The following is a 24,182-nucleotide window of genomic DNA, read 5'->3' as shown; positions in this document are numbered from 1 at the left end:
TCATCATGACCCAGACAATCACCCCAGAACTGGTCAGCCTCGACGAGTCCCTGGGAAACGACAAGCAGTCGGTGATCCGCGCGCTGGCGGCGCGGGTCGTCGCTCAGGGGCGCGCAAGCGACACCCACGCACTGTTCACCGATGCGTGGGCGCGAGAGCAGAAGGATGAGACCGGGCTGCCCGGTGGCATCGCGATCCCGCACGCCAAGAGCGCCGCGGTCTCGGAGCCCTCGCTCGCCTTCGCCCGGCTGTCTCCCGGGGTGCCGTTCGGCGCGCCCGACGGCCCCGCCGACCTGGTGTTCCTCATTGCCGCCCCCGAGGGCGCCGCGGAGGCGCATCTGGCCGTGCTCTCTCGGCTCGCCCGGTCCCTCATGCAGGAGGAGTTCACCTCGGGCCTGCGCGCGGCGGCCACCCCTGACGAGGTCGTGCACATCGTGCGGCGGGCGATCGGGGAAGAGCCGGACGCCACGGCCCCCGCAGCAACGGCGACTGGGGCGACCGCCGCGACGACCGCCGCCGCGGCCACCGAGCCGACCGTCGCTGCCCCCGCGGCCGTGGCGGCATCCACCGGGGGTGTCGCCCCGGAGCTGACCGTCGACGGGCGCCCGGCGCGCATCGTCGCGGTGACGGCCTGCGCGACCGGCATCGCCCACACCTTCATGGCGGCCGACGCCCTCACTGCTGCAGGCAACAAGGCGGGTATCGATCTCATCGTCGAGCCGCAGGGCTCCAGCGGCTACAAGGCCCTCCCGAAGGACGTGATCGATCAGGCGGATGCCGTGATCTTCGCGACCGACGTCGACGTGCGGGAGCCCCAGCGGTTCGCCGGCAAACCGCTCGTGCGATCCGGCGTGAAACGCGGCATTGAGCAGCCTGCCCAGATGATCGAAGAGGCGGTCGCCGCGGCGAAAGACCCCGGCGCCCAGCGGGTGACCGCGACTGCGACGAGCAGCTCCGCCGACACGGCATCCGAGCGACCCGGCGTGGGTGCCCGCATCCAGCGCTGGCTGCTGACCGGTGTCAGCTACATGATCCCCTTCGTCGCCGGCGGCGGACTGCTGATGGCGCTGGGCTTCCTCCTCGGCGGCTACGAGGTGAGCAACGACGCGGCATCCGTCATCATCGAGAACTCGCTCTGGCAGCTGCCCGCGGGCGGGCTCGGGCAATACCTGGGCTCGGTCGCCTTCATGATCGGCAGTACGTCGATGAATTTCCTCGTACCTGCCCTCGCCGGGTACATCGCCTATGCGATCGCCGATCGGCCGGGTATCGCGCCCGGCTTCGTCGCGGGTGCTGTCGCACTGCTGATGAACGCGGGGTTCATCGGCGGTATCGTCGGCGGTCTCCTGGCCGGTGGTGTCGCGTGGTGGATCGGCAAGCTGGACGCCCCTCGGTGGCTGCGCGGGCTCATGCCGGTTGTGATCATCCCGCTGGTCGCGTCGATCGTGGCATCGGGGCTCATGGTGCTCTTCCTCGGCCGGCCCATCGCCTGGCTCATGGAGCAGATGACCAACGGTCTGAACGATCTCGCCGCCACCGGGCTGATCGTCCTGGTGGGTGTGATCCTCGGGCTCATGATGTGCTTCGACCTGGGGGGCCCCGTCAACAAGGTCGCCTATGCGTTCGCCGTCGCCGGCCTCGGCACCGCCTCGGCGACGAACACCACGCCGTACCTCATCATGGCCGCGGTCATGTGCGCCGGTATGGTGCCGCCGTTGGCGATGGCCCTGGCCTCCACCGTGCTCGGCCGCCAGCTGTTCACTCCGGTCGAACGCGAGAACGGCAAGGCTGCGTGGCTGCTGGGTGCATCGTTCATCTCCGAGGGCGCGATCCCGTTCGCCGCGGCAGACCCGCTGCGCGTGATCCCGGCGTCGATGGTCGGCGGGGCGGTCACGGGCGCGTTGAGTATGATCTTCGCTGTCGAGTCCCGAGCGCCCCACGGCGGGATCTTCGTCTTCTTCGCCATCGACCCCATCTGGGGGTTCCTGGTGGCGCTGGCGGCAGGTACCGTCGTGACTGCGCTTATCGTCGTAGCCCTGAAGAAGTGGGTTGCCCCGAAAGAACTCGCCGAAGCCGAAGCGGCGCCTGCCGCGCAGGCTCCGGCGACCGTTTGAGATCCCCTAGGAGGACACCATGGCAGAACGCCAGGCCACCATCGCCAGCAGCTCCGGGCTGCACGCTCGCCCCGCGAAGCTGTTCGTTCAGGCGGTGCAGGAAAAGAGCGTCCCGGTGACGATCGCGGTCGACGGCGGGCCCGACCTCAACGCGGGCAGCATCCTGTCGCTCATGGGTCTCGGTGCTTCGCACGGCACCGTCGTGACGCTGAAGGCCGAGGGTGACGGCGCCGAGCAGGCGCTGGACGAGCTGGCGCAGCTGCTGGAGACCGATCTCGACGCGCAGTGACATCGGTACACACCGGATAGACGGATGCCGCGGGGCAGGACCCCGCGGCATCCGTCGTTTCAAGGGTCAGAGGTCGAAAGTCCCGCCCGGCTCGAGCTCCAAGAACTCACCGCCACCCTGTTCGGTGGCCCACTTCAGCCGGGCGCGGCCCATCTGCAGGCCGACCCGCGACAGCGTCATGTCGTGGGTGGCGAACGCACGACGTGGCCCGACGGCCAGGACGAAGTCCATCGCCTCGCCGATCTTGAGCCAGGGCGCTCCGACAGGCGCCGCGAGCAGGCGTACATCGGCGCCCTTCGGCACGGCATACGAGTCGCCGGCGTAGTAGAACTCGTCGTTGACGAGCACCCCGACGTTGTCGACGACGGGGATGGACTCGTGGATGACGTTGTGACGGCCGCCGAAGAACGTGAGGGTGAACGGTTCGAGCGTCACGGTGTCGCCGGGGGAGACCACGGTGATGTCGTACCCCGGGGCGGCCGCGGCCACCCCCGCCGGGGCGAAGATCGGGGTGTCCGCGGCGAGAGCCAGCAGCCGATCGAGGTGATCGGGTGTCCAGTGGTCGGCGTGCTCGTGCGTCACCACGATTCCCACGAGCCCTTTGACGTCTGTGAGGGGGAGGGTGAAACTGCCGGGGTCGATGATCAGCGTCTTGCCGTCGCGCTCCAGGCGCAGGCACGCGTGTTCGTGCTTGGTCACTCGCATGAGTCGAGTCAACCCCGCGACACGCCCGGGGGCAACCCGGCCCGCCCCGATTTGGTCGCATCATGCACGCCGTGGCATACTTTAACGGTTGTCGCAACGGCCCCATCGTATAGCGGCCTAGTACGCCGCCCTCTCACGGCGGTAACGCGGGTTCGAATCCCGCTGGGGTCACCACCCAAGAAAACCCCCGGTCATGCCGGGGGTTTTCTGCATTTCCGGGCTCATTCGCTCCCGCGCAGCCAGTTCACCACGTACGCCGGCGCCGTGTCGGCGGCCTCCAGGGCGAACGCGACGTGGGAGCCGTCCATCCAGTACAGCTCGGAGCCGGCGATGCGCTCGTGGGCGTACTCGGCATTGACCGGCGGGACGTTCCTGTCCGAGCGGGCGTGCACGATCAGCGTCGGGCACCTGATGCGCGCCACCGGTGCGGGAGTGAACGGCATGAGGTCGTTGTCCAGCCCCTGGCGGCGCCGCGCCGCGCCGAGCGACGCCTGAAGCGTCACCTCCAGCGGCGCAATGCGGCCCGGAACGGCAGCGAGTGCCGCGGCGCGTCGGGCGACGATCTTGCCGCTGTCTATGCCGCTCATGCGGAGGAGGGCGGCCAGGGTCGTCTTCGGTGCATGGCGCAGCAGCCAGAGCTGCGCCTTGGCGAGACCGTCGCGTGCGGCGATGCGTACCGCCGCGCGCGGTATCCGGCCGGGAATGCACACGGCGTCCACTTGAACGAGGCGCGCCACCCGGTCGCGGTGGCGGGCTGCCAGTTCGTAGGCGGCGGGGCCGCCGCCGGAGAGCGCGAGCACGATGATGCTGTCGACGTCGAGCGCGTCCAGCAGTGCCGCGAGCGCGTCGCCCTGCTCGGCGAAGGTGCGGCCGCTCGCCAGCGGCGTCCCCAGGTACCCGGGTCTGCTCGGCGCGATGATGCGGAATCCGTTCACACGAAGGAACTCCGCGGAGACGAGTCCCTGATCCCACCCGCCGAGCGTGCCGTGGATGGACAGCACCGGCTCGCCATCCCCGCGTTCGGCATACTCGACCGGTCCCACCGCTGTCGTCACGGTCCGCGGCGACTCCGCCAGGCAGGCGCGAAGTTCGGCCGGCGTGGGAAGTCTGGGCGCGGTGGCCATGAATCCACTATCGCAACGCCGCCGCCTGTCGGCCAGAGTGTGGGTGGGTGCAATTGACGGAGGGGAGAGCGGATGCCGTGGCAGACACTCGCGCGGGTTGACGCGGCGAACCTCGTGCTCGACCACGCGGGGCAGGTGAACGTGTTCCTCATCGCCGGCGTCGCGGAACCCGGCGGTTTTCTCGGCGGGGACGGCTCCGTCGACCTCGCCCTGCTGCGCGCCGACCTCGCGGAGCGCGTCGTCGAGATCCCGGAACTGCGCCAAGTGCTCGCCACGGACCGGCGGGGTCGGCACGGCTGGAGCGACCGCGCCCCCGACCTGGATGCGCACGTTCGGCTGCTGCCGCCGTTGGCCGATCTCGGCGACCTGCAGCAGCGGTGCGCGCAGCTGATGAGCGAACCTTTGCCGCGCGATCGCCCGCTCTGGGAACTGCTGTTGCTGCCCGGCGCGGGCGCGGGGCGTGCCGCGTTCATCCTGCGCATCCACCACGCCATCGCAGACGGGGCAGCCGCCGTGCAGCTGGTCCGCCGGCTGTTCGCCGCGCCCGGAGCGCGGGATGCCGAGTCGCCGCCTGCCGTCGCGGACGACCGCAGTGCGACGCCCTGGGATGTACGCCGCGCGCTGGTCGCCCTGCGGCGCATCGTCGCCACCGTCGCCGGGCGTGGCACCGGGGCGACGGTGCTGACCGGCGAGCGCAGCGCGACCCACGGCGTCGCGTTCTGCCGGGCGGACGTTGCGACGCTTCGCGCACGCGGGGCGGAGCACGGCGCCACCGTGAACGATGTGCTGCTCTCGGCGGTCGCGGCCGGCTATCGGGCGCTGCTCACCGCGGATGGCCTGCCGGCACCTCGGGAAGTCACCGTCTCGATCCCGGTCGCGTTGGCCAGGCGCGGCGCCGCCCGCAACCAGGTCGGCGTCATGCTGGTCGCGCTCCCGCTGTCGGACATGACACCCGAGGCGCGACTGGCCGCCATCGCGGCACGGACCCGCCGTGAGAAGGTGCAGGCACGCGCGCAGGGAACCCTCGAACTGATGCGCGGCCCCATCGGCGCGCGGATCATGGACCGCGTCGCCGCGCGGCAGACGCTCGTCGACGGGTTCGTCACCGACGTCCCCGGGCCGCGGGGAGCCCTGAGCCTTGCCGGAGCACCCGTGCTGTCGGTGTGGCCGGTCGCGGTGCTCGCGGCGAACGTGCGGCTGGGCGTGGCCGCGGTCTCCTACCGTGGGTCGCTGTGGTGTGGCATCCACTTCGACGCCGGCCACGTCCACGGGGAGACGTTCGCCACTGCGATGCGCGCTGACTTGGCCGCTGCACCGCCCCCGACCCGCTGAGACCACACCTGGTCGCCGAGACCCTGGGAACTTCCCATCGTCTGGGCGACCAGCTGTGGTTTCACGGGGTGGGGGTGGGGGTGGGGTCCGCGGGCGGGGAGGGGGAGCGGCGGCGGCGGGCGATGCGGAGGGTGAGCCACACCAGCAGGGCCACCAGGGCGGCGACGGCGAGCCAGGGGAGGAGGAACCCCAGCGCGATGACGATGCCGTTGACTGTGGCGACCAGACCGTTCCAGCCTGCGGCCAGACCGTCGCCGAACCCGGCGGGATCGGCCTCGACCCGCTCGGGCGGCGTCACGATGCTCACCGACAGTGACGACAGCGCCACCTGCTGGTCGAGGTACTCCAGCTGCTGCTGCCACGACTCCAGTTCGGCCTGGCGCTCGGCGAGGGCGCTTTCGGCCGCGATCAGGTCGGCGAGCGACCCCGCCTGCGCCATCAGGTCGGTGAGGCGATCGACGGATGCCTGAGCCGACGCGATACGCGCACGCAGATCAACAGTCTGCGTGGTGACATCCTGCCGAGAGATCTGGGATGCGGTGACCGTGCCGTGCTCCGCCAGACCGGCGATCGTGCTCTGCAGTTCGTCGGCCGGAATGCGCACGCTGATCCAGGTGCCCGACGGGGGGTACGGGATCGTCGTGGTCATCTCCCGGATCACACCGCCGGTGGCGCCGGTGTCCACCGCGGCCCCTCCGATGCTCAGCGATTCGACGTAACCCCCGGATGCCTCTGCGGCGGCCGCGATCGCCTCGGCCGCGTCCCTGGCCGCACTGTCGGCGTCGGTCACCTCGAGGGTGGCAGTGGCGGTCGCGATCACCTCGCGCGCCGACCCCTCCACCGCCTGGACGTCGCCGCCGGAGGCTCCCACAGCAGCATCCGGTGCCGCCTCCGGAGCGATCCATTCGGGCATCGACTCCGCGCCCTCCCACGTCTCGGTCGTCGTGAAGTCGCCGGCTTCCATGGAGTCGCTCCCACTGGTCCCGCGCACGATGCCGCCGATCGACGGCGCGATAGCCGCCGCCACGACCACCACGACCGCGGCGGCGCCTCCGGCGATCCACCACCGGCCCCGCCGGGCGCGTCGGCGCCGGTCGGCTTCGTCGTCGGCGCGGCGCACCGCGGCGATCTCGCTGAAGACGGCATCCTCGATGCGCGTCACCGACGCGTCGCTCAGCTCGGGCAGCCCAGTGGGGTTCTCCGGCTTCCCAGTCGTGTCGTTCATGTGCTCTCCGTTCCGACCTCGGTCCGCAACCGGGTGCGGATGCGGGAGAGACGGTTGCGTACGACGCCGTGGCCGACACCCAGTTCCTCGGCTGCCGCCTGATAGGCGTATCCCTCTGCCGCGCACAGCCGGAAGATCTGCTGGTCCAGCGGCGTCAGCTCTGCCACGGCGGCGAGGATCCGGTCGGCGAGGTCCTGACCGATGACCTGCTGCTCCACGTCGACGGTGTCCGGCAGGTGCTGGTCCACCGCATCGGCGGTGTGCTCGCGGTCACGCCGCAGTCTGCGCACCCGGTTCGCTGCCTGGAAACGGCAGATCGTCACCAGCCAAGGCAGCAGCGAGGGCCCGGCCAACTGCAGGCCGGGGAGCTTGCGCCACGCCGCGAGGAACGTCTCCTGCGTGACGTCCTCGGCGTCGACGGCGGTACCCACCAGCCCGTGAGCGACCCAATACACCGGGCGCACGTACGCACGGTAAAGCGTGCGGAACGCCTGTTCCGATCCACCCGCGGCCAGCGTCACCAGTGCCGCGTCGCCCGGCTGCTCGCCCATGCGCGTCCTTTCGTCTCTCACCTGAGAAGTGTCAGCCCGCGCCCGATCGTCTCATGCGGGCTGCCACCGAGCGCCGCGCCTGTATCCTTGTCCGAGCGAGAGGGAGTATCCCGATCTCGCGCGTCCGTCATCACGGGTCCCAATCGAGTGACCCCGGGCGCGCGCCGCAGCCTGCGGGGGAGAGACTTTCGGCCATCTACCGCACCCCTCCGAAAGGCTCCCATGGGCTTCGAGATCCCCGTCTGGTTCGAGATCAGCGCGTTCATCGTGCTGCTCACGATCCTCATCGCCGATCTGCTTCTGATCATCAAGCGCCCGCACATCCCCTCGGCGAAGGAGTCGACGCTGTGGGTGGTGTTCTACGTAGGGCTGGCGATCGCCTTCGCCTTCGTGCTGTTCGCCGTCACCGGCAGCGGGGACGTGACCGGGCAGTTCGTCGCCGGCTGGCTCACCGAGTACAGCCTGTCGATCGACAACCTCTTCGTCTTCGTGCTGATCATGGGCCAGTTCGCGGTGCCCCGGCAGTACCAGCAGAAGGTGCTGATGGTCGGCATCATCATCGCGCTGATCCTGCGCGGCATCTTCATCCTGCTCGGCGCCGTGATCATCGAGCAGTTCCTGCCGATCTTCTACCTGTTCGGCGCGTTCCTCATCTACACCGCCTGGAAGCAGGCCTTCCCCGCCAAGGAGCATGAGGACGAGATCAAGAAGGAGAGCGCCATCGTGCGCCTCCTGCGCCGCCGCGTCGACATCAGCGAGGAGTACGACGGCGCCAAGGTGCGCACGGTCGTCGGGGGCAAGAAGATCTTCACCCCGATGATCATCGTGTTCGTCGCCATCGGCATGACCGACCTGCTGTTCGCGCTGGACTCGATCCCCGCGATCTTCGGTATCACGCAGGACCCGTTCATCGTCTTCACCGCGAACATCTTCGCGCTGATGGGGCTGCGTCAGCTGTACTTCCTGCTCGGCGGGCTGCTGGATCGCCTCCGCTACCTGCACTACGGCATCGCGTTCATCCTCGCCTTCATCGGCGTGAAGCTCATCTTCCACGCCATGCATGAGAACGAGCTGCCCTTCATCAACGGCGGCGAGCACATCTCGTGGGTGCCCGACATCTCCACCTGGATGTCGCTGGGTGTCATCATCGCCTCCATGACGGTGGCCACGGTCGCCAGCCTCATCGCGTCGTCCCGCGACCGCAAGGCGCAGACTCCGCAGGCGGCGGCAGCGGCGGTGGCTCACGAGCACCGCACGCCCGCGACGGTCGAGGAGCCGGACGCGCACGCCACGCACCCGGCGGCGGAACGCCCGGACGAGCCCACCGGTCACTGAACCGGAGAGCGATCCGCACGGTGCTAATGTGGGCCCGTGCGGATCGCTCGGCTTCTCCTTAGCAGCCGCGACGAGGCCTCGTTCTGAGCCCCTCCTCGTCGCGGAGTTCGTGGCGGGCTTGATCCGGTTCGCAAGGAGAACGAGATAGTCATGAGCACACCCGCAGCGACGATCCCCGATCGCCCCCGCACCCTCCCCGAGAAGGTGTGGGATGACCACGTGGTGGTCAAGGGCGAAGACGGCGCACCCGACCTCATCTACATCGACCTGCACCTCGTGCACGAGGTGACCAGCCCGCAGGCCTTCTCGGGTCTCCGCGCCGAAGGCCGCCCGGTACGGCGCCTGGACCTCACCATCGCCACCGAGGACCACAACACCCCGACGCTGGAGATCGACAAGCCCATCGTCGATCTGACCAGCCGCACGCAGATCGAAACCCTCCGCCGCAATGCGGAGGAATTCGGCGTCCGCCTGCATTCGCTCGGTGACAAGGAACAGGGCATCGTCCACGTGGTCGGGCCGCAGCTCGGGCTCACCATGCCGGGAATCACCGTCGTGTGCGGCGATTCCCACACCTCCACGCACGGCGCGTTCGGCGCCATGGCGTTCGGCATCGGCACGAGCGAGGTGGAGCATGTGTTGGCCACCCAGACGCTGCCGCTGAAGCCATTCAAGACGATGGCGATCACCGTCGAGGGCGACCTGAAGCCCGGCGTCACGGCGAAGGACATCATCCTCGCCGTCATTGCGAAGATCGGCACCAACGGGGGACAGGGCTACGTCCTCGAGTTCCGCGGCAGTGCGATCCGCGCCCTCTCGATGGAGGGGCGGATGACCATCTGCAACATGTCGATCGAAGCCGGCGCTCGCGCCGGCATGGTTGCACCCGACGAAACCACGTTCGCCTACCTCAAGGGCCGCCCGCACGCGCCGCAGGGTCAGGATTGGGACGACGCCGTGGCGTACTGGCGAACGCTGCCCGGCGACGAGGGCGCCGTGCACGATGCCGAGGTGTTCCTCGACGCGGACTCGCTGGAACCCTTCGTGACGTGGGGCACCAACCCGGGCCAGGGCGTGTCGCTCAGCGACGTCGTGCCTTCCCCGGAGGACTTCGCCGACCCCAACGACCAGGCCGCCGCCCGCCGCGCTCTGGAGTACATGGACCTGGTCCCCGGTACGCCGCTGAAGGACGTGCCGGTGGATGCCGTCTTCATGGGCTCCTGCACCAACAGCCGCATCGAGGACCTGCGTGCCTTCGCGTCGATCGTGCGCGGCAGGACGAAGGCCGAGGGCGTTCGCGTCATGGTGGTGCCCGGTTCCGCCCGGGTGCGCCTGGAGGCCGAGGCCGAGGGCCTGGACCAGGTGTTCCTCGGCTTCGGTGCCGAGTGGCGCTTCGCAGGCTGCTCCATGTGCCTGGGGATGAATCCCGACCAGCTCTCCCCGGGGGAGCGCTGCGCATCCACGAGCAACCGCAACTTCGAGGGCAGGCAGGGCAAGGGCGGGCGCACCCACCTCGTCTCGCCGCTGGTGGCCGCCGCCACCGCCGTGCTCGGGCGACTCGCCAGCCCCAGCGATCTGCCGGTATCGGCCGGAGTGGAGGCCTGACATGGAGAAATTCACCACCCACACCGGCGTCGCCGCAGCGCTCACCCGCTCTGCCGTCGACACCGACCAGATCATCCCCGCGGTGTATCTGAAGCGGGTCACGAAGACCGGTTTCGAAGACGCACTGTTTGCGAACTGGCGCCAGGACCCCGACTTCGTGCTCAACCAGCCCGCGTTCGCAGGTGCCTCGATCCTCGTCGCCGGTGCCGACTTCGGTACCGGGTCCAGCCGCGAGCACGCCGTGTGGGCGCTGCGCGACTACGGGTTCCAGGTGGTGCTGAGCCCCAAGTTCGCCGACATCTTCCGTGGCAACGCGGGCAAGCAGGGCCTGGTTACAGGTGTCATCTCGGAGAGCGATCTCGAGGCCGTGTGGGCGCAGATCGCCGCGCAGCCCGGCATCGAGATGACCGTCGACCTCGTAGCACGAACGGCGCGAATCGGCGACCTCAGCCTTCCCTTCGAGATCGATGATTACACTAGATGGCGCCTGCTCGAAGGTCTGGATGACATCGGGCTGACGCTGCGCGACGAGGCTGCGATCGCGCAGTTCGAAGCCCGCCGCGAGGCATGGCGCCCGCGGACCCTCCCGGTCCGGTAGCAATCAAGTGAGGTCCACCGCATGAAGTCACTCCCCAGCGAGAACCGGTCGGCGACGAAGGAGTCGGAAGGGCTAGCGCAGGGACTGACAGGAGACTCCATCGCAATCCGCGGCGGCCGTCCTCTGGTCGGCCGTGTCGATGTCAAGGGTGCGAAGAACCTCGCCACGAAGGCCATGGTCGCCTCGCTCCTGGGCGAGAGCGTCAGCGTGCTGCGCGACGTCCCCGACATCAGCGACGTCGGCGTGGTCCGCTCGCTGCTCGAAGTGCACGGTGTGCGCGTCGATGACGGCGACGAGCCGGGAAGCCTCGTGTTCGATCCCAGCGACGCCAAGTCGGCGCACTTCGAGGAGATCGACGCACACGCCGGATCCTCGCGCATCCCGATCCTGTTCTGCGGCCCGCTGCTGCACCTGCTGGGGCAGGCGTTCATCCCCGACCTCGGTGGATGCCGCATCGGCGACCGCCCCATCAATTTCCACCTCGATGCGCTCCGGAAGTTCGGCGCGATCGTGGAGAAGCAGCCCAGCGGCATCCGTCTGTCCGCTCCGAACGGTCTGCACGGCGCCGACATCGAGCTGCCCTACCCGAGCGTCGGCGCCACCGAGCAGGTGCTGCTGACTGCGGTGCGGGCCAAGGGCACCACGGAGCTGCGCAACGCCGCGATCGAACCCGAGATCATGGATCTCATCGGCGTGCTGCAGAAGATGGGCGCCATCATCTCCTACGAGCCGAACCGCGTCATCTTCATCGAAGGCGTCGACTCGCTCTCGGGCTTCGACCACCGCAGCATCTTCGACCGCAACGAAGCCGCCTCCTGGGCGAGCGCGGCGCTGGCCACAGACGGCGACATCTTCGTCGGCGGAGCACGCCAGCAGGACATGCTGACGTTCCTCAACATCTTCCGCAAGGCCGGCGGCGCGTTCGACATCGCCGAGAACGGCATCCGCTTCTACCGCGGCGGCCCCCTCAAGCCCGTCGTGGTGGAAACCGACGTGCACCCCGGCTTCATGACGGACTGGCAGCAGCCGCTCATCGTCGCGCTCACGCAGGCCAACGGCACCTCCGTCGTGCACGAGACGGTGTACGAGAATCGCTTCGGCTTCACCGAGGCACTCGTGAAGATGGGCGCCGACATCGTCGTGCACCCGCAGGGGCTGGAAGGCGAGTACCGCCGGGTCCCGCGCCGCGCGCTCGAGCAGGCCGCAGTCATCACCGGACCCACGCCGCTGCACGGCGCCGAGATCGTGGTGCCCGACCTCCGAGGCGGCTACAGCCACGTCATCGCCGCGCTGGCAGCCGAAGGCGAATCGATCGTGCACAACGTCGGAATCATCCGCCGCGGGTACGAGAACCTCTTCGACAAGCTGCAGGCGCTGGGCGCCGACTTCGACGTCATCGGCTGACCGTGGCCGCATCCCGCAAGCGCCGCGCGTCCGCCGAGAAGCGCCGGCCCAGCATGTTCTGGCCGCTGGCCGGCATCGTCGTGCCGGTGGCGAGCATCTTCGCGAAGATCGAAGTCAGCGGGGGTGAGCACCTTCCCGAGGAGGGCGCGTACGTCCTCGCGCCCAACCACTACAGCGAGATCGACCCGGTCATCGTCGCCGTCGCGACGTGGCGGCTGGGACGGGCGCCGAGCTTCATGGCCAAGGAAAGCCTGTTCCGCATCCCGGTGCTGGGTTGGGCGCTGCGCGCCACCGGCATGATCCCCGTTGCCCGCTCCGCCTCCGCCGCCAGCGCGAAGCAGACGATCCAGACCGCCGAGCAGCTCATCGCCTCGGGCCGCGGCGTGATCGTCTACCCCGAAGGCACCCTCACCCGGGACCCGGAGCTGTGGCCCATGCGCGGCAAGACCGGCGCCGTGCGCGTCGCGCTGGCCGGCGGCCTGCCGGTGGTCCCGATGGCCACGTGGGGTGTGCAGCAGATCATGCCCCGCTACGGCAAGCTGAGTCTGTGGCCGCTGCGCAAGCGTGTGAAGGTGCTGCTCGGTCCTCCCGTGGACCTGTCGGCCTATCAGGGACGTGCCGCGCAGCAGTCGGCGCTGGTCGAGGCGACCGACGTCGTCATGGCGCGCATCGCCGAGTTGCAGGGGGAGTTGCGCGGTCAGACGCCTCCGCTGGAACGGTGGAACCCGTCGGACCACGGGCAGAGGGAGACAGGGCGCCTTGAGTCGTAGACCCGATGCCGGAGCTCCGCGCGTCGCCGTGATCGGCGCCGGCAGCTGGGGAACCACCTTCGGCAAGATCCTCGCCGACGGCGGCGCACACGTGGTGATGTGGGCACGCCGACCGGAGCTGGCCCACGAGATCGACCAGGCCAAGCGCAACAGCCAGTACCTGCCCGGCATCAACCTGCCGCGCGGCATGTCAGCGACCCACCACCTGTCCGAGGCCCTGGACGGCGCCACGCAGGTGTACCTGTCGATCCCCAGCCAGACCGCCCGGCAGAACCTCAAGGCGCTGCGCCCGCTGGTGGCCGGCAGCGACGTGCCGATCGTGTCGCTCATGAAGGGCGTCGAGAAGCGCACCGGCCTGCGGATGAGCCAGGTCATCGAGCAGGAACTGCACTGCGACCCGTCACGGATCGCCGTGGCATCCGGGCCGAACCTCGCCTTGGAGATCGCCCGCGAGCAGCCCACCGCCGCCGTCATCTCCTCGACCAGCCAGGAGACCGCCGATGCGGTGGCACGCCGCGCACGCAACCGCTACTTCCGCACGTTCGTGAACACCGATGTGATCGGGACGGAGTTCGGCGGGGTACTGAAGAACCTCATCGCGGTGGCCATCGGTATCGTCGACGGCGTCGGGTATGGCGAGAACACCAAGGCATCCATCATCACCCGGGGCCTGGTGGAGATGACCGACTTCGCCGTCGCCCAGGGCGCCCATCCCGAGACGCTGCAGGGACTGGCAGGGCTCGGCGACCTGATCGCCACCTGCCAGTCGCCGCTGAGCCGCAACAACACCGCCGGGCGGCTGCTCGGGCAGGGCTACAGCTACCAGGACGTCGTGAAGCAGATGGACCAGACCGCAGAGGGTCTGGGCTCGGTCGCACCGATCCTGCAGCTGGCGCGCGAGGCCGGCATCGTCATGCCGATCGTCGAGCAGGTCAAGATGGTGCTCGACGGCACGATGCATCCCCGCGACATCGCCCCCCACTTGACGACAGACGACGACCAGCCCCAGGGCGAGAGGACGCAGAATGAACAAGCCGGCGGTGGCGGTGCTCTTTGGAGGTCGCTCCAGCGAGCACTCGATCAGCTCCGCAACGGCGGGAGGCGTCCTTCGGGCAATCGATCGTGACCGCTACCGGGTGATACCCATCGGGATCACCCGCGACGGCGCGTTCGTGCTGGAAGACGACGACCCCGAGAAGTTCTCCCTCGCCCACGGCAGGTTGCCCGAGGTCGTCGACAACGGCACCCGCGTTCGCTGGCCCGACTCGACACTCTCCCGTGAACTTCGGGTGGTGGATGCCTCCGGCACAGAGCGCAGCCTCGGTGACGTGGACGTGGTCTTCCCGATCCTGCACGGCAAGTTCGGCGAGGACGGCACGATCCAGGGGATGCTGGAGCTGCTGGACCTGCCGTACGTCGGCGGTGGCGTGCTCATGTCGGCGATCGGCATGGACAAGCACGTGACCAAGAGCATCCTGCAGTCCGCCGGTGTGCCGGTGGTGCCGTGGCGACGGGTCACCCGCGCAGACCTCCGGTACGACCGGGCGCTGTGGGACCAGCGGGTGCGTTCACTCGGGCTTCCGGTATTCGTGAAGCCCAACCGCGCCGGATCCAGCGTGGGCGTGTCGAAGGTTGAGAACTGGGCTGACCTGGACGCTGCGCTCGAGGTGGCGTTCGCCGAGGACTCGAGCGTGCTCGTGGAGCAGGCTGTGGTCGGGCGCGAGATCGAGTGCGGCGTGCTGCCCGGCCGTGACGGCGGACCGGTGCGGGTGAGCGTGGCGGGCGAGATCGTCGTCACCGGGCGGCCGTTCTACGACTTCGATGCGAAATACCTCGATGCCCCCGGCGTGGAGCTGGTGTGCCCCGCGACGCTCTTCGACGGCGAACTCGCCGAGATGCAGCGGATCGCCGCGCGTGCCTTCGAGGCGCTCGGCGGCGAAGGCCTCGCGCGCGTTGATTTCTTCTACACCGGGACCGAGTTTTTCGTGAACGAGGTGAACACCATGCCCGGCTTCACGCCGATCTCGATGTTCCCCAAGTGCTGGATCGCCTCCGGGATGACCTATCCCGAGCTCATCACCGAGCTGATCGAGCTGGCCCGCGCGACCCGGTGACGTCCCGGTGCGGGGCGTCAGCCGAGCAGCTCCGACGTCGCGGTGCACTCGCGATCGCGCGGCAGCGTGTCGACGATGTACGGCGCGAACTGGTCCAGCACATAGCCGGGATCGAGCCGGTCATTGTCGACGAAGACCTCGACGGCGGGGGCTCGGCCATAGGTCGTGATGCGCAAGCGGGGCCGGTCGGTGTCGTCGACGATCCAGTCGACGCCGTTGATCGTGATGCACTTGGCCACGGAGGGACCGGGAGGCGTCACACCGCAACTGAGGATGACCGCCGTCGGGTCACCCCACGCCGCGGTGGCCTGTGCGTCGGTCCAGCGGCGCGCCTGGCCGTCGATGGAATCGGGCAGTCGCACCATGACCTCTGCGCACAGCGGATCGTTGGCCTCGTCGGCGGCGGTCAGCGACACCGAGGTCGTGCAGCCTGCCAGGGCGGTGACCGCGAGGAGTGCGGCTGCGAGAGCGGCGATGGCGCGGGGGCGGGACACCCTTCCAGGGTAATCGCCCGCGTCCGGCGCGAGCGCCGCCGGACGCGCGCGGGTACGGTGGAGCGGTGACAGACGCGCCCGACCCGACCGTGGGCGAGATCGGTGAGAGCCGGATTCTGCGGGAGATCTTCGCCGTCCTCGCCGGCTCCTCGCGGGCGCTGATCGGTCCCGGCGACGACGCCGCGGTCCTGGCGGTTCCCGACGGCCGGGTCGTGGTGACCACCGACACCCTCGTGCACGGTCCCGACTTCCGCCTGGCATGGTCCGGCGGCGAGGACCTCGGCTGGAAGGCCGCCGCGGTGAACCTCGCCGACATCGCGGGGATGGGGGCGCGCCCGGTTGCGCTGTTCGTCGCCCTCGCGATGCCCGCCGACACGCGCCTGACGTTCGTCCGCGACCTGGCCACCGGGCTGCGGGCGGCCTGTGACGCGCTGGCACCAGGCTGCGCGGTCGAGGGCGGCGACCTGACCATCTCGGACACCCTGACCATCGCGGTGACCGCCGTGGGCATGCTGGACGGCGGCGAGCCCGTCCGGCGCTCCGGCGCGCGACCCGGCGATACCGTGGCCCTCGCCGGTGAGGCGGGAATGGCCGCCGCCGGCCTGCGGCTGCTGTTCGCCCGTTTCCGCGGCACCGACGGCGAGGCGATCGCTGTGCCTCGCGACAGGCTCACTCCGCAGGAGACGGCCGCCCTCGACGCGCAGCTGCGCCCCCGGCCGCCCATTGCTCTCGGCGTGCAGGCCGCGGCCGCCGGCGCGACGGCGATGATGGACGTATCAGACGGGCTCGCGCTGGACGCGCGGCGGCTGGCTGCGGCATCCGGGGTCACGCTCGCGCTGTCCGCGGCCGCGCTCGGAGGCGACCCGATCGCTGCGCTGGAAGGCGGCGAGGACCACGCGCTGCTGGCGGCCTTCCCGCCGGAGGCGGCTCTGCCGGAGGGCTTCCGCTCGATCGGGGTCGTGCAGCAGCCCGGCGGGCATCCGCTCCTCGTCGACGGCGCGCCCTATGACGGACCGGGCGGGTGGGATCCCTACCGCGACTGGGATCGCCGCAGCGGCTGAGTCATTCGGCGGTGGCCCACCACAGCGTCGTGTCGCCGTAGCGCTTGTCGCGGGCGTGCACGAGCCCTGCGGGCAGCGTGGGCTGAGGCGACCGGCGCGCCCGCTCGATGACGACGGTGGCGTCGGATGCCAGCCGCGGCACGAGCAGCGCGAGGGTCTGTGCCAGTTCCGCATCGCCCACGTCATACGGGGGATCCAGGAACACCAGGTCGAAAGTGTCGCTTCCCGAGCGCAGGAACGTGTCGACGCTGGCACGGTGCACCCGCCACGACGCTGCCCCTCCGACGGCTTTCGCGACCGCCCCGGCGTTGCGCTGCGCCGTCGTCGCGGCGCGCGGGGCCTTCTCCACGAGATCGACCGACGCCGCTCCGCGGCTCAACGCCTCCAGGCCCAGCGCGCCCGACCCGGCGTACAGATCCAGCACGCGCGCGCCCAGCACCACGTCGGCTGCTTCGAGTGCGCTGAACAGCGCCTCGCGGACGCGGTCGCTCGTGGGGCGGGTACCGGCGTCGGGGACGACGAGCGTGAGGGATCCGGCGGCGCCGGAAATGATGCGTGTCACACCTTCACGCTACCGGCGCCGTCGACTCGTCACGCAGTCGCGGTTCGGTGCGCAGCTCGGGGCGCAGTCCCGACTTGTCGGCGTAGAAGGCGCGGATGCGGTCCATGTCGGCCCGCACGTCGCCGGTGAGATCTACGGTGATCCCCAACCCTGCCGTCATGGTGGTGCGGTCGATGTACCCGAGCGTGACGGGCATGCTTGCATCGCGGGCGATGCGGTAGAAACCCGACTTCCAGTACTCGCCCGCGCCACGGGTGCCCTCGGGCGTCACGACGAGCCCGAAGACCTCGCCGGCGTGCACGCGCGTCACGACTTCGTCGACCACGTGTCGGGGGTCGTCTCGGTCGACCTCGATCCCGCCGAGCGCGCGCATGATCGGCCCGCGCCAGCCTCGGAAGAGACTCTTTTTGCCGAGCCACCGCGCCGGGATACCCAACCGCCAGGCGATCGCGAGCATGATGACGAAATCCCAGTTGGAGGTGTGGGGTGCGCCGATCAGGACGGAGGGGCGGTCGGGCGCCGGAGTGGTGACGAGTCGCCACCGGCTGAGTGCCCAATAGGCGCGTGCGATGGAGCGTCTGATCACCTGCCCACATTACGGTGCGGCGCCTGAGGGATCCCTCAGCGCGGAGGGTGTCGGACGCGCGCCATAGAATCGCAGGCATGGTGTCGCTCGAGTCGCGTCTGCAAGCGGCGGTCGGCGACAAAACCGCAAAACTGCTGGAACGCGCCTTCGGCATGCAGACGGTCGGCGACCTGCTCGCCCACTATCCGCGCCGCTACGCCAAGCGCGGCGAGCTGACCCCCATCGACTCGTTGCCGCTGGGGGAGCAGGTGACGATCGTCGCCGAGGTGCGCTCAGCGACCGAGCGGCGCATGCGCAACCGGCCGGGAGTGATCCTGGAAGTGGTCATCAGCGACGGGCAGGGCGCGCTGGTGCTCACCTTCTTCAATCAGAAGTGGCGCGCGAACGAACTCGTACCAGGCAGGCGCGGCATCTTCTCCGGCAAGGTCGGCCTCTACAAGGGCGTGCAGCAGTTCGCGCACCCCGATTACGAGCTGTTCGAGGATGAGGCCGAGGGCCGCCTGCAGGCGCAGACGCGGTCGACCGAGCCGGTTCCCATCTACCCCGCGACCAGCACCGTGGCCAGCTGGCAGGTCAAGAAGACCGTCGACACCGTCCTGGACATGCTCGACGAGGTGCCCGACCCGCTGCCGGAGTCGTTCCGCATGGCACTGCACCTGCTCGACGCCCGCACGGCGCTGGAGCGCATCCACCGCCCGGAGACCTTCGAGCAGATCGGGCAGGCGCAGGAGACGCTGCGCACGCATGAGGCGTTCGTGCTGCAGGCGGCGCTGCTGCAGCAGCGGGAGCAGGTGCGAGCGCTGGCTGCCACGTCGCGCCCCGCCAGCGCCGACGGACTGCTTGCCCGCTTCGACGCGGGGCTGCCCTTCCCACTCACGCCGGATCAGCTCAGCGTGGGGGAGCGCATCGCCGCCGATCTGGAAGGCGCGTGGCCGATGAACCGGCTCGTGCAGGGCGAGGTCGGCTCCGGGAAGACCCTCGTGGCGCTGCGAGCCATGCTGCAGGTCGCCGAGACCGGTGGACAGGCCGCCCTCATCGCACCGACCGAGGTGCTCGCGGGCCAGCACGTGCGCTCCATCGCCCGCATGCTCGGCCCCAAGCTGGCCCCGGAACTCATGCCGACGCTGCTGACCGGCCAGATGACCGCAGCGGAGCGGCGCAAAGCCGCGCTGCGCGTCGCATCAGGTCAGGCGCGCATCGTCGTGGGCACCCACGCGCTGCTGAGCGCCTCGACGACGTTCGCCGAGCTGGGCTTGGTCGTCATCGACGAGCAGCACCGTTTCGGGGTGGAGCAGCGTGAGACGCTCCGGGCCAAGGGCACCGCGCCACACGTGCTGGTGCTGACGGCGACCCCCATTCCCCGCACCGTCGCGATGACGGTCTTCGGCGACCTCGACGTGTCGACGATCCGCACCATGCCGGCCGGGCGCGCCGGCATCTCCACGTTCGTCGCTCCCCTCGCCGAGAAGCCGGGGTGGTTCGCGCGGGTCTGGGAACGCATCGCCGAAGAGGTGGCTGCCGGGCATCAGGCGTTCGTCGTGTGCGCGGCCATCGACGCCGAAGCAGCGGTGAAGGACGACACCGCCGACGAGCCGGCCGGCCCGGGGGAGGGAGCGCCGGAACGCACCCGCTGGGGCGTCGTGCAGGTGCAGGAACTGCTGGCGCAGCATCCCGCTTACGACAATCTCCGCGTCGCGATCCTGCACGGGCGGATGCCGGGGGAGGAGAAGGATGCCGTAATGCAGGCGTTCGCGCGCGGCGACATCGACGTGCTGGTGGCGACGACCGTGATCGAGGTCGGTGTCGACGTGCCCAACGCCTCCACCATGGTCATCCTCGAGGCCGACCGGTTCGGGGTGTCGCAGCTGCACCAGCTGCGCGGTCGCGTCGGGCGCGGCTCGGTCCCGGGACTGTGTCTCCTCGTCACCGAGGCGACCGCCTACAGCCCGGCGCGCGAGCGGGTGGAAGCGGTCGCTGCGACGACCGACGGATTCGAACTCGCCGAGGTGGACCTCGAGCTGCGCGGCGAGGGTGACGTGCTCGGCGACGCCCAATCCGGCGCCCGGTCCTCGCTGCGGCTGCTGCGGGTGGTCAAGGATGCCGACCTCATCGCGATCGCCCGGCAGGAGGCGGAGCGGGTGCTCGCGGAGGACCCGACGCTGCGGCATCATCCCGGCCTGGTCGCCTCGATCGATCGGCGTCTCGACCAGGAGGAACGCGCGGCGCTGGCCAAGAGCTGACCGGTGTCAGGGAGCTGGTGTCGGCGGCTATACGCTGGGGTCATGAACCCTCGGATCGCCGTTGTTCCCGGTTCCTTCGACCCGCCGACGCTCGGACACCTCGATGTCATCCGGCGCGCCGCGGCGCTGTACGACCAGCTCCACGTGCTGGTCGTACACAACCCGGGCAAGGAGGCGATGCTCCCGATCGCCCAGCGGTTGACCCTGCTGGAGCAGTCGATCGCGGAGAACGAGATCGCCGGCGACGTCATCGTCGCCTCCTGGAGCATGGGGCTGCTCGTTGACTACGCCACCGATGTGGGCGCGGGCGTGCTCGTCAAAGGCATCCGCTCGCAGGTCGACGTGGCCTACGAAACGCCGATGGCGATCGTCAACCGGCACCTCGCGCACGTCGAGACCGTGTTCCTGCTGCCCGATCCCGCCCATGCGCTGGTATCCAGCTCGCTGGTGCGCCAGGTCGCCTCGCTCGGCGGCGACGTTTCGCCCTTCGTTCCGGCCCCGGTCGCCCGCTTCCTCGACACCGGCGCGCGCCACATCTGATCCGGGAGCGCTCGCGCCCAGGTAGCATTGATGACCGTGGTGAGAATGCATGTCAGCGGTCCCTTCGTGTTTCCCGCGCGCGACATCGTCAACCGCCCAGGCGAGATGCGCGAGTTCGTCGTCGACGCTCCCGCCCCGCAGCGCTGGGGTGAAGGACTGGTCTCGGTGGCGCAGGGTGAGCCGGTGCGGCTGGACGTACGCCTCGAGTCGGTCCACGAGGGAATCCTGGTCACCGGCGAGGCATCCGCGGTCTACCGCGGCATCTGCGGGCGCTGCCTCATCGACATCGCCCAGCCCGTCGAAGTCGAGTTTCAGGAACTCTTCGGTTATCCTGGGGAGGAAGCGACTGACTTCGAACTCCAGAACGACTATGTCGACACGGGGCCACTTGTCAGGGACACCATCGTCCTTGCGCTTCCGTTCCAGCCGGTGTGTCAGCCGGACTGCCCGGGGCTTGACCCGATCACGGGCGAGAGGCTGACCGAGGAAGCGGCGCAAGAGCCCCGCGAATCCGTAGATCCGCGCTGGGCGACCCTGAAGACCTTTACCAACGACGCGGTGGCTGATCGCCGCGACGAGACCACAGAAGAGAGCTAGCCATGGCAGGCAACCCCCCGAAGCGCAAGGTTTCGCGTTCCAACACCCGCTCGCGCCGCGCGCAGTGGAAGGCGGCGCCCATCGCGCTGGTGAAGACCATCGAAAACGGCGCGGTCGTCTACAGCCGTCCGCACCAGGCCAAGGTCGTCACGGACTCGCAGGGTACTGAACTGTTCCTGGAGTACAAGGGCCGCAAGGTCGCTGACGTCTGATCCGCGATCGGCGGACGGCGTGACAGACGTCTCCCACCAGCGCGCAGCGCTGGTGGACAAGCTCGGGGTCGACATCGACCCCGAGCTTCTGTCGCTCGCCCTGACGCATCGATCCTTCGCGTATGAGGCCGGTGGCATCCCCCACAACGAGCGCCTCGAATTCCTCGGCGACTCGGTGCTGGGCCAGGCGGTGACCGTGCGACTGTTCACGGCGCACCCCGATCTGGACGAAGGCGAGCTGGCCAAGCGCCGGGCGAGCGTCGTGTCGACGGTGGCTCTTGCCGAGGTCGCACGCGGCATCGGGCTGGGTGATCACCTGCTTCTCGGACGCGGTGAGCAGCAGACCGGCGGACGAGACAAGGACTCGATCCTCGCCGACACCATGGAAGCGGTGATCGGAGCGACGTACATTTCGGCCGGTCCGGATGCCGCGACGGGCCTGGTGCTGCGCCTGGTCGAGCCGCTGCTGCAGGACCCCGACCGGTACGGCGCCGCGATGGACCCCAAGACGAGCCTGCAGGAGCTTGCGGCGCGCAACGCGTTCGGCCCCCCGGTGTACGCCATCGAAGCGGCCGGGCCCGATCACGACCGGGTGTTCACGGCATACGTGACCGTCGGTGACTTCACGGCCGCCGGTTCTGGCACGAGCAAGAAGCAGGCCGAGATGGCGGCCGCGCTCAGCGCGTGGCGCGAACTCAGTACGCGTGCCTGAGCTTCCCGAAGTCGAAGTGGTCCGCGCGGGGTTGGCGCCCGCGGTCACCGGCTCCCGCGTTGCCGGCGTCACGGTATGGGATGAGCGAGCGCTGACCCGTCACGACGGCGACGCCCGCTCGTTCGAGACCGCGCTCACCGGCCGCCGCGTCACCGGCGCCGCACGCCGCGGCAAGTTCCTCTGGCTGCCGCTGGACGGCGGCGATCACGCCGTCGTCGCCCACCTCGGCATGAGCGGACAGATGCTGCTGCGACCCCCGGCTGCTCCGGCCGAACGCCACGAGCGCGTACGTCTGGACATCGATCATCCCGAGCACGGCGAGCTCGCCGTCGTCTTCGCCGACCAGCGCACGTTCGGCTCGCTGGCACTGGACACGCTCGTGCCGACACCCGACGGCGCCGCCGGCGGGTGGGGGACGGATGCCGCGACGGCGCCGACCCAGGTGTCTCACATCGCCCGCGATCCGCTGGATCCGGCGTTCCGCGACGATCTCTTCCGCGCTGCGCTGAGCCGCAAGGCCTCCGCGATCAAGCGGGTACTGCTGGATCAGACCGTGCTCAGCGGCGTCGGCAACATCTACGCCGATGAAGCCCTGTGGGCCTCGCGCATCCATCCCGAGACTCCGGCTGCGGCGCTGTCGAGCCGTGCCGCGCGAAAGCTGCTCGCCGAGATCCGCGCGGTCCTCGAGAAGGCGCTGGCCGAGGGCGGCACGAGCTTCGACGCCCAGTACGTCAACGTCAACGGGCAGGCCGGCTATTTCGCCCACTCGCTGAACGCGTACGGCCGCACCGGTCAGCCGTGTCCCAGGTGCGGGGCACCGATCGTGCGGGTGTCGTTCACGAACCGGTCCAGCCACTTCTGCCCCCGCTGCCAGAAGGCACCGAGGCCGCCGCGCTGAGCACGCCGGCCCCGGGCCATCAGGCCGAGAGCACCTTCTTCCAGCCGCCCTCGTAGGCGACCGGGACGAACCCCATCCCCTCGTTGATGTCCAGCATCGGGCGATTCTCCTCGGCGTTGTAGGTCAGCACGCGCGGCGAGTCCGGCATGAGCTCGCGCCACGTCATCAGGCCGGCGCACTTGACGAGCGTGCCGAGGCGATGCCCGCGATGCTCCTTCAGCACCAGTGTGTCCTCCTGCTGTGTGGCCAGGCTGTGGTCCGGGCCGATGACGAGCTCGTTGAACGCGCACAGCTCGCCGGTGGCGATGTGCTGTGCCGCGGTGACGAGCATCGTGCGCCCGGCGGCTGTGTACTTCGCGTCGTGGCGGGCGACGCGGTCGGCATCCCACGCCTCCTCGTCGAACTCGAGTGCCGCGGCCGGCGCGTCGGTCGACATGCGCGACTTCATCCAGGCGTAGCCCTCGCGATACTCCGCGGGAGTGGGGGCGTGCCACTGCACCACCCGGTACCCCGACGCGGCATCCTTCGCCTGCGCCAGCAGTCGCTCGATCCCGTCGAAGGATGCGGTCAGATCCAGGATGCTGCTGCGATCCACCTGCTCCAGCGTGTAGCCGTGGCGCAGGTAGAAGCGCGTGATGTTGTCGTGCGGAATGCTGCCGAACCCCGTCGGCGGGGCCAGCATCGGCCCATCCGCGGCAGGGTTCATGGCCCAAGACTGCAAGACCGTACGCCCGTGCGTGCGTGCGGTGTCCTCGACGAGTGCGTAGGCGGCGGTACCGATTCCGCGCCCCCACACCTCGCGGAGGAGTTCGATGAGCCAGAACGCGCTTCGCGATCCCTTCGCGAGGGGGATGTCCACGCCGATCCGGCCGACGACCTCACCGTCGACGACAGCGAGCCAGACGTAGCGGATCTGATCTGGGTCGGGGTCGTAGTGGGGGCGCAGCTCGGCCGGGGTGATGGATTCGTCGTCGTGACCGGAGACTTCGCGGTACACGGTGTTGCGCACGCGGACCATTTCGGCGAAGTCGCCTTCGTCGGGCGGGTCGCCCGTGCCGGGCGCGATGAGGGGGCGGAACTCGACGTCGAGTGCGGTGGAGGTCATGGTGGTTCT

25 protein-coding genes and 1 tRNA gene are annotated in these 24,182 nt (G+C 69.7%); 18 read left to right on the top strand and 8 right to left on the bottom strand.

Going from position 1 to position 24,182, the window contains the following annotated elements; all coding sequences use genetic code 11:
- The first annotated feature begins 5 nt into the window (after positions 1-5).
- Positions 6-2,114 (top strand): PTS fructose transporter subunit IIABC, encoded by a 2,109-nt coding sequence (locus tag QNO11_RS08370; RefSeq protein WP_257508715.1) that lies wholly within the window; start codon positions 6-8, stop codon positions 2,112-2,114.
- Between the two features lie 19 nt (positions 2,115-2,133).
- Positions 2,134-2,403, top strand: coding sequence for an HPr family phosphocarrier protein (locus tag QNO11_RS08365; protein ID WP_257508716.1), 270 nt, complete (start codon positions 2,134-2,136; stop codon positions 2,401-2,403).
- A 66-nt stretch (positions 2,404-2,469) separates the two neighbouring features.
- Here the strand turns inward: QNO11_RS08365 and QNO11_RS08360 are convergent, their stop codons facing one another.
- Positions 2,470-3,108, bottom strand: a complete 639-nt coding sequence (locus tag QNO11_RS08360) for an MBL fold metallo-hydrolase (protein ID WP_257508717.1) — start codon at positions 3,106-3,108, stop codon at positions 2,470-2,472.
- 98 nt (positions 3,109-3,206) lie between these two features.
- On the opposite strand from QNO11_RS08360, the gene QNO11_RS08355 reads away from it, so the two are divergent.
- A tRNA-Glu gene (locus QNO11_RS08355) sits at positions 3,207-3,282 on the top strand.
- Positions 3,283-3,329: 47 nt separating this feature from the next.
- Here the strand turns inward: QNO11_RS08355 and QNO11_RS08350 are convergent.
- Complete coding sequence (locus tag QNO11_RS08350) at positions 3,330-4,232, bottom strand: alpha/beta fold hydrolase (RefSeq protein ID WP_257508718.1); 903 nt, start codon at positions 4,230-4,232, stop codon at positions 3,330-3,332.
- Between the two features lie 72 nt (positions 4,233-4,304).
- Here QNO11_RS08350 and QNO11_RS08345 point away from each other — a divergent pair, with 72 nt between their 5' ends.
- Complete coding sequence (locus QNO11_RS08345) at positions 4,305-5,564, top strand: wax ester/triacylglycerol synthase domain-containing protein (RefSeq protein ID WP_257508719.1); 1,260 nt, start codon at positions 4,305-4,307, stop codon at positions 5,562-5,564.
- Positions 5,565-5,625: 61 nt separating this feature from the next.
- Here QNO11_RS08345 and QNO11_RS08340 read toward each other — a convergent pair whose 3' ends face one another.
- Positions 5,626-6,789, bottom strand: a complete 1,164-nt coding sequence (locus QNO11_RS08340) for a DUF4349 domain-containing protein (protein WP_257526935.1) — start codon at positions 6,787-6,789, stop codon at positions 5,626-5,628.
- Positions 6,786-7,340 (bottom strand): RNA polymerase sigma factor, encoded by a 555-nt coding sequence (locus tag QNO11_RS08335; RefSeq protein WP_257509941.1) that lies wholly within the window; start codon positions 7,338-7,340, stop codon positions 6,786-6,788. Before QNO11_RS08335 ends, QNO11_RS08340 begins: the two co-directional genes overlap by 4 nt.
- Before the next feature lie 222 nt (positions 7,341-7,562).
- Between QNO11_RS08335 and QNO11_RS08330 the strand changes: the two genes are divergently transcribed.
- The 7 genes from QNO11_RS08330 (at position 7,563) to QNO11_RS08300 (ending at position 15,166) form a co-directional block, all read left to right on the top strand.
- On the top strand, positions 7,563-8,675 hold the full coding sequence (locus tag QNO11_RS08330) for a TerC family protein (protein ID WP_257509545.1): 1,113 nt from the start codon (positions 7,563-7,565) through the stop codon (positions 8,673-8,675).
- Positions 8,676-8,825: 150 nt separating this feature from the next.
- Positions 8,826-10,280, top strand: a complete 1,455-nt coding sequence (gene leuC, locus QNO11_RS08325; protein ID WP_257509546.1) for a 3-isopropylmalate dehydratase large subunit — start codon at positions 8,826-8,828, stop codon at positions 10,278-10,280.
- Position 10,281: 1 nt separating this feature from the next.
- Positions 10,282-10,878 (top strand): 3-isopropylmalate dehydratase small subunit, encoded by a 597-nt coding sequence (gene leuD, locus QNO11_RS08320; protein ID WP_257509547.1) that lies wholly within the window; start codon positions 10,282-10,284, stop codon positions 10,876-10,878.
- A 21-nt stretch (positions 10,879-10,899) separates the two neighbouring features.
- Positions 10,900-12,282 (top strand): UDP-N-acetylglucosamine 1-carboxyvinyltransferase, encoded by a 1,383-nt coding sequence (gene murA, locus QNO11_RS08315; protein ID WP_257509548.1) that lies wholly within the window; start codon positions 10,900-10,902, stop codon positions 12,280-12,282.
- A 53-nt stretch (positions 12,283-12,335) separates the two neighbouring features.
- The gene (locus QNO11_RS08310; RefSeq protein ID WP_257509942.1) at positions 12,336-13,052 is read left to right on the top strand and encodes a lysophospholipid acyltransferase family protein; all 717 of its coding nucleotides are present in this window, start codon (positions 12,336-12,338) and stop codon (positions 13,050-13,052) included.
- Positions 13,042-14,178: an NAD(P)H-dependent glycerol-3-phosphate dehydrogenase gene (locus QNO11_RS08305; protein WP_257509549.1), complete on the top strand. Its 1,137-nt coding sequence runs from the start codon at positions 13,042-13,044 to the stop codon at positions 14,176-14,178. The genes QNO11_RS08310 and QNO11_RS08305 overlap by 11 nt, the downstream gene beginning before the upstream one ends.
- Positions 14,078-15,166, top strand: coding sequence for a D-alanine--D-alanine ligase family protein (locus QNO11_RS08300; protein ID WP_257509550.1), 1,089 nt, complete (start codon positions 14,078-14,080; stop codon positions 15,164-15,166). The genes QNO11_RS08305 and QNO11_RS08300 overlap by 101 nt, the downstream gene beginning before the upstream one ends.
- Positions 15,167-15,183: 17 nt before the next feature.
- Here the strand turns inward: QNO11_RS08300 and QNO11_RS08295 are convergent, their stop codons facing one another.
- Positions 15,184-15,660, bottom strand: a complete 477-nt coding sequence (locus QNO11_RS08295; RefSeq protein WP_257509551.1) for a DUF3515 family protein — start codon at positions 15,658-15,660, stop codon at positions 15,184-15,186.
- A gap of 65 nt (positions 15,661-15,725) precedes the next feature.
- Between QNO11_RS08295 and thiL the strand changes: the two genes are divergently transcribed.
- Positions 15,726-16,721 carry a thiamine-phosphate kinase gene (thiL, locus tag QNO11_RS08290; protein WP_257509552.1) on the top strand — a complete coding sequence of 332 codons (996 nt, stop codon included), beginning with the start codon at positions 15,726-15,728 and terminating at the stop codon, positions 16,719-16,721.
- A gap of 1 nt (position 16,722) precedes the next feature.
- On the opposite strand, the gene rsmD is transcribed toward thiL, so the two are convergent.
- Positions 16,723-17,283 (bottom strand): 16S rRNA (guanine(966)-N(2))-methyltransferase RsmD, encoded by a 561-nt coding sequence (rsmD, locus tag QNO11_RS08285; protein ID WP_257509553.1) that lies wholly within the window; start codon positions 17,281-17,283, stop codon positions 16,723-16,725.
- 4 nt (positions 17,284-17,287) lie between these two features.
- The gene (locus QNO11_RS08280) at positions 17,288-17,869 is read right to left on the bottom strand and encodes a 1-acyl-sn-glycerol-3-phosphate acyltransferase (protein WP_257509554.1); all 582 of its coding nucleotides are present in this window, start codon (positions 17,867-17,869) and stop codon (positions 17,288-17,290) included.
- Positions 17,870-17,946: 77 nt separating this feature from the next.
- Here QNO11_RS08280 and QNO11_RS08275 point away from each other — a divergent pair, with 77 nt between their 5' ends.
- From QNO11_RS08275 to mutM, 6 genes are read left to right on the top strand one after another with little or no spacing between them, the layout of a single operon-like run.
- Positions 17,947-20,109, top strand: coding sequence for an ATP-dependent DNA helicase RecG (locus QNO11_RS08275; protein WP_257509555.1), 2,163 nt, complete (start codon positions 17,947-17,949; stop codon positions 20,107-20,109).
- 42 nt (positions 20,110-20,151) lie between these two features.
- Positions 20,152-20,649 (top strand): pantetheine-phosphate adenylyltransferase, encoded by a 498-nt coding sequence (coaD, locus tag QNO11_RS08270; protein WP_257509556.1) that lies wholly within the window; start codon positions 20,152-20,154, stop codon positions 20,647-20,649.
- 30 nt (positions 20,650-20,679) lie between these two features.
- Positions 20,680-21,246 carry a YceD family protein gene (locus QNO11_RS08265; RefSeq protein ID WP_257509557.1) on the top strand — a complete coding sequence of 189 codons (567 nt, stop codon included), beginning with the start codon at positions 20,680-20,682 and terminating at the stop codon, positions 21,244-21,246.
- A 2-nt stretch (positions 21,247-21,248) separates the two neighbouring features.
- A complete protein-coding gene (rpmF, locus tag QNO11_RS08260; RefSeq protein WP_257509558.1) occupies positions 21,249-21,458 on the top strand; it encodes a 50S ribosomal protein L32 in 210 nt (69 codons plus the stop codon).
- 19 nt (positions 21,459-21,477) lie between these two features.
- Positions 21,478-22,170, top strand: a complete 693-nt coding sequence (rnc, locus tag QNO11_RS08255; protein WP_257509559.1) for a ribonuclease III — start codon at positions 21,478-21,480, stop codon at positions 22,168-22,170.
- Positions 22,163-23,068 (top strand): bifunctional DNA-formamidopyrimidine glycosylase/DNA-(apurinic or apyrimidinic site) lyase, encoded by a 906-nt coding sequence (gene mutM, locus QNO11_RS08250; protein ID WP_257509560.1) that lies wholly within the window; start codon positions 22,163-22,165, stop codon positions 23,066-23,068. Before rnc ends, mutM begins: the two co-directional genes overlap by 8 nt.
- 19 nt (positions 23,069-23,087) lie before the next feature.
- On the opposite strand, the gene QNO11_RS08245 is transcribed toward mutM, so the two are convergent.
- Positions 23,088-24,173, bottom strand: coding sequence for a GNAT family N-acetyltransferase (locus QNO11_RS08245; protein ID WP_257509561.1), 1,086 nt, complete (start codon positions 24,171-24,173; stop codon positions 23,088-23,090).
- Positions 24,174-24,182 lie beyond the last annotated feature (9 nt).

The sequence above is a fragment of the Microbacterium sp. zg-B96 genome, from assembly GCF_030246865.1.
GTDB lineage: Bacteria > Actinomycetota > Actinomycetes > Actinomycetales > Microbacteriaceae > Microbacterium.
Note: the sequence above shows the minus strand (reverse complement) of the source record. Positions and strands in the feature narration are given on the sequence as shown.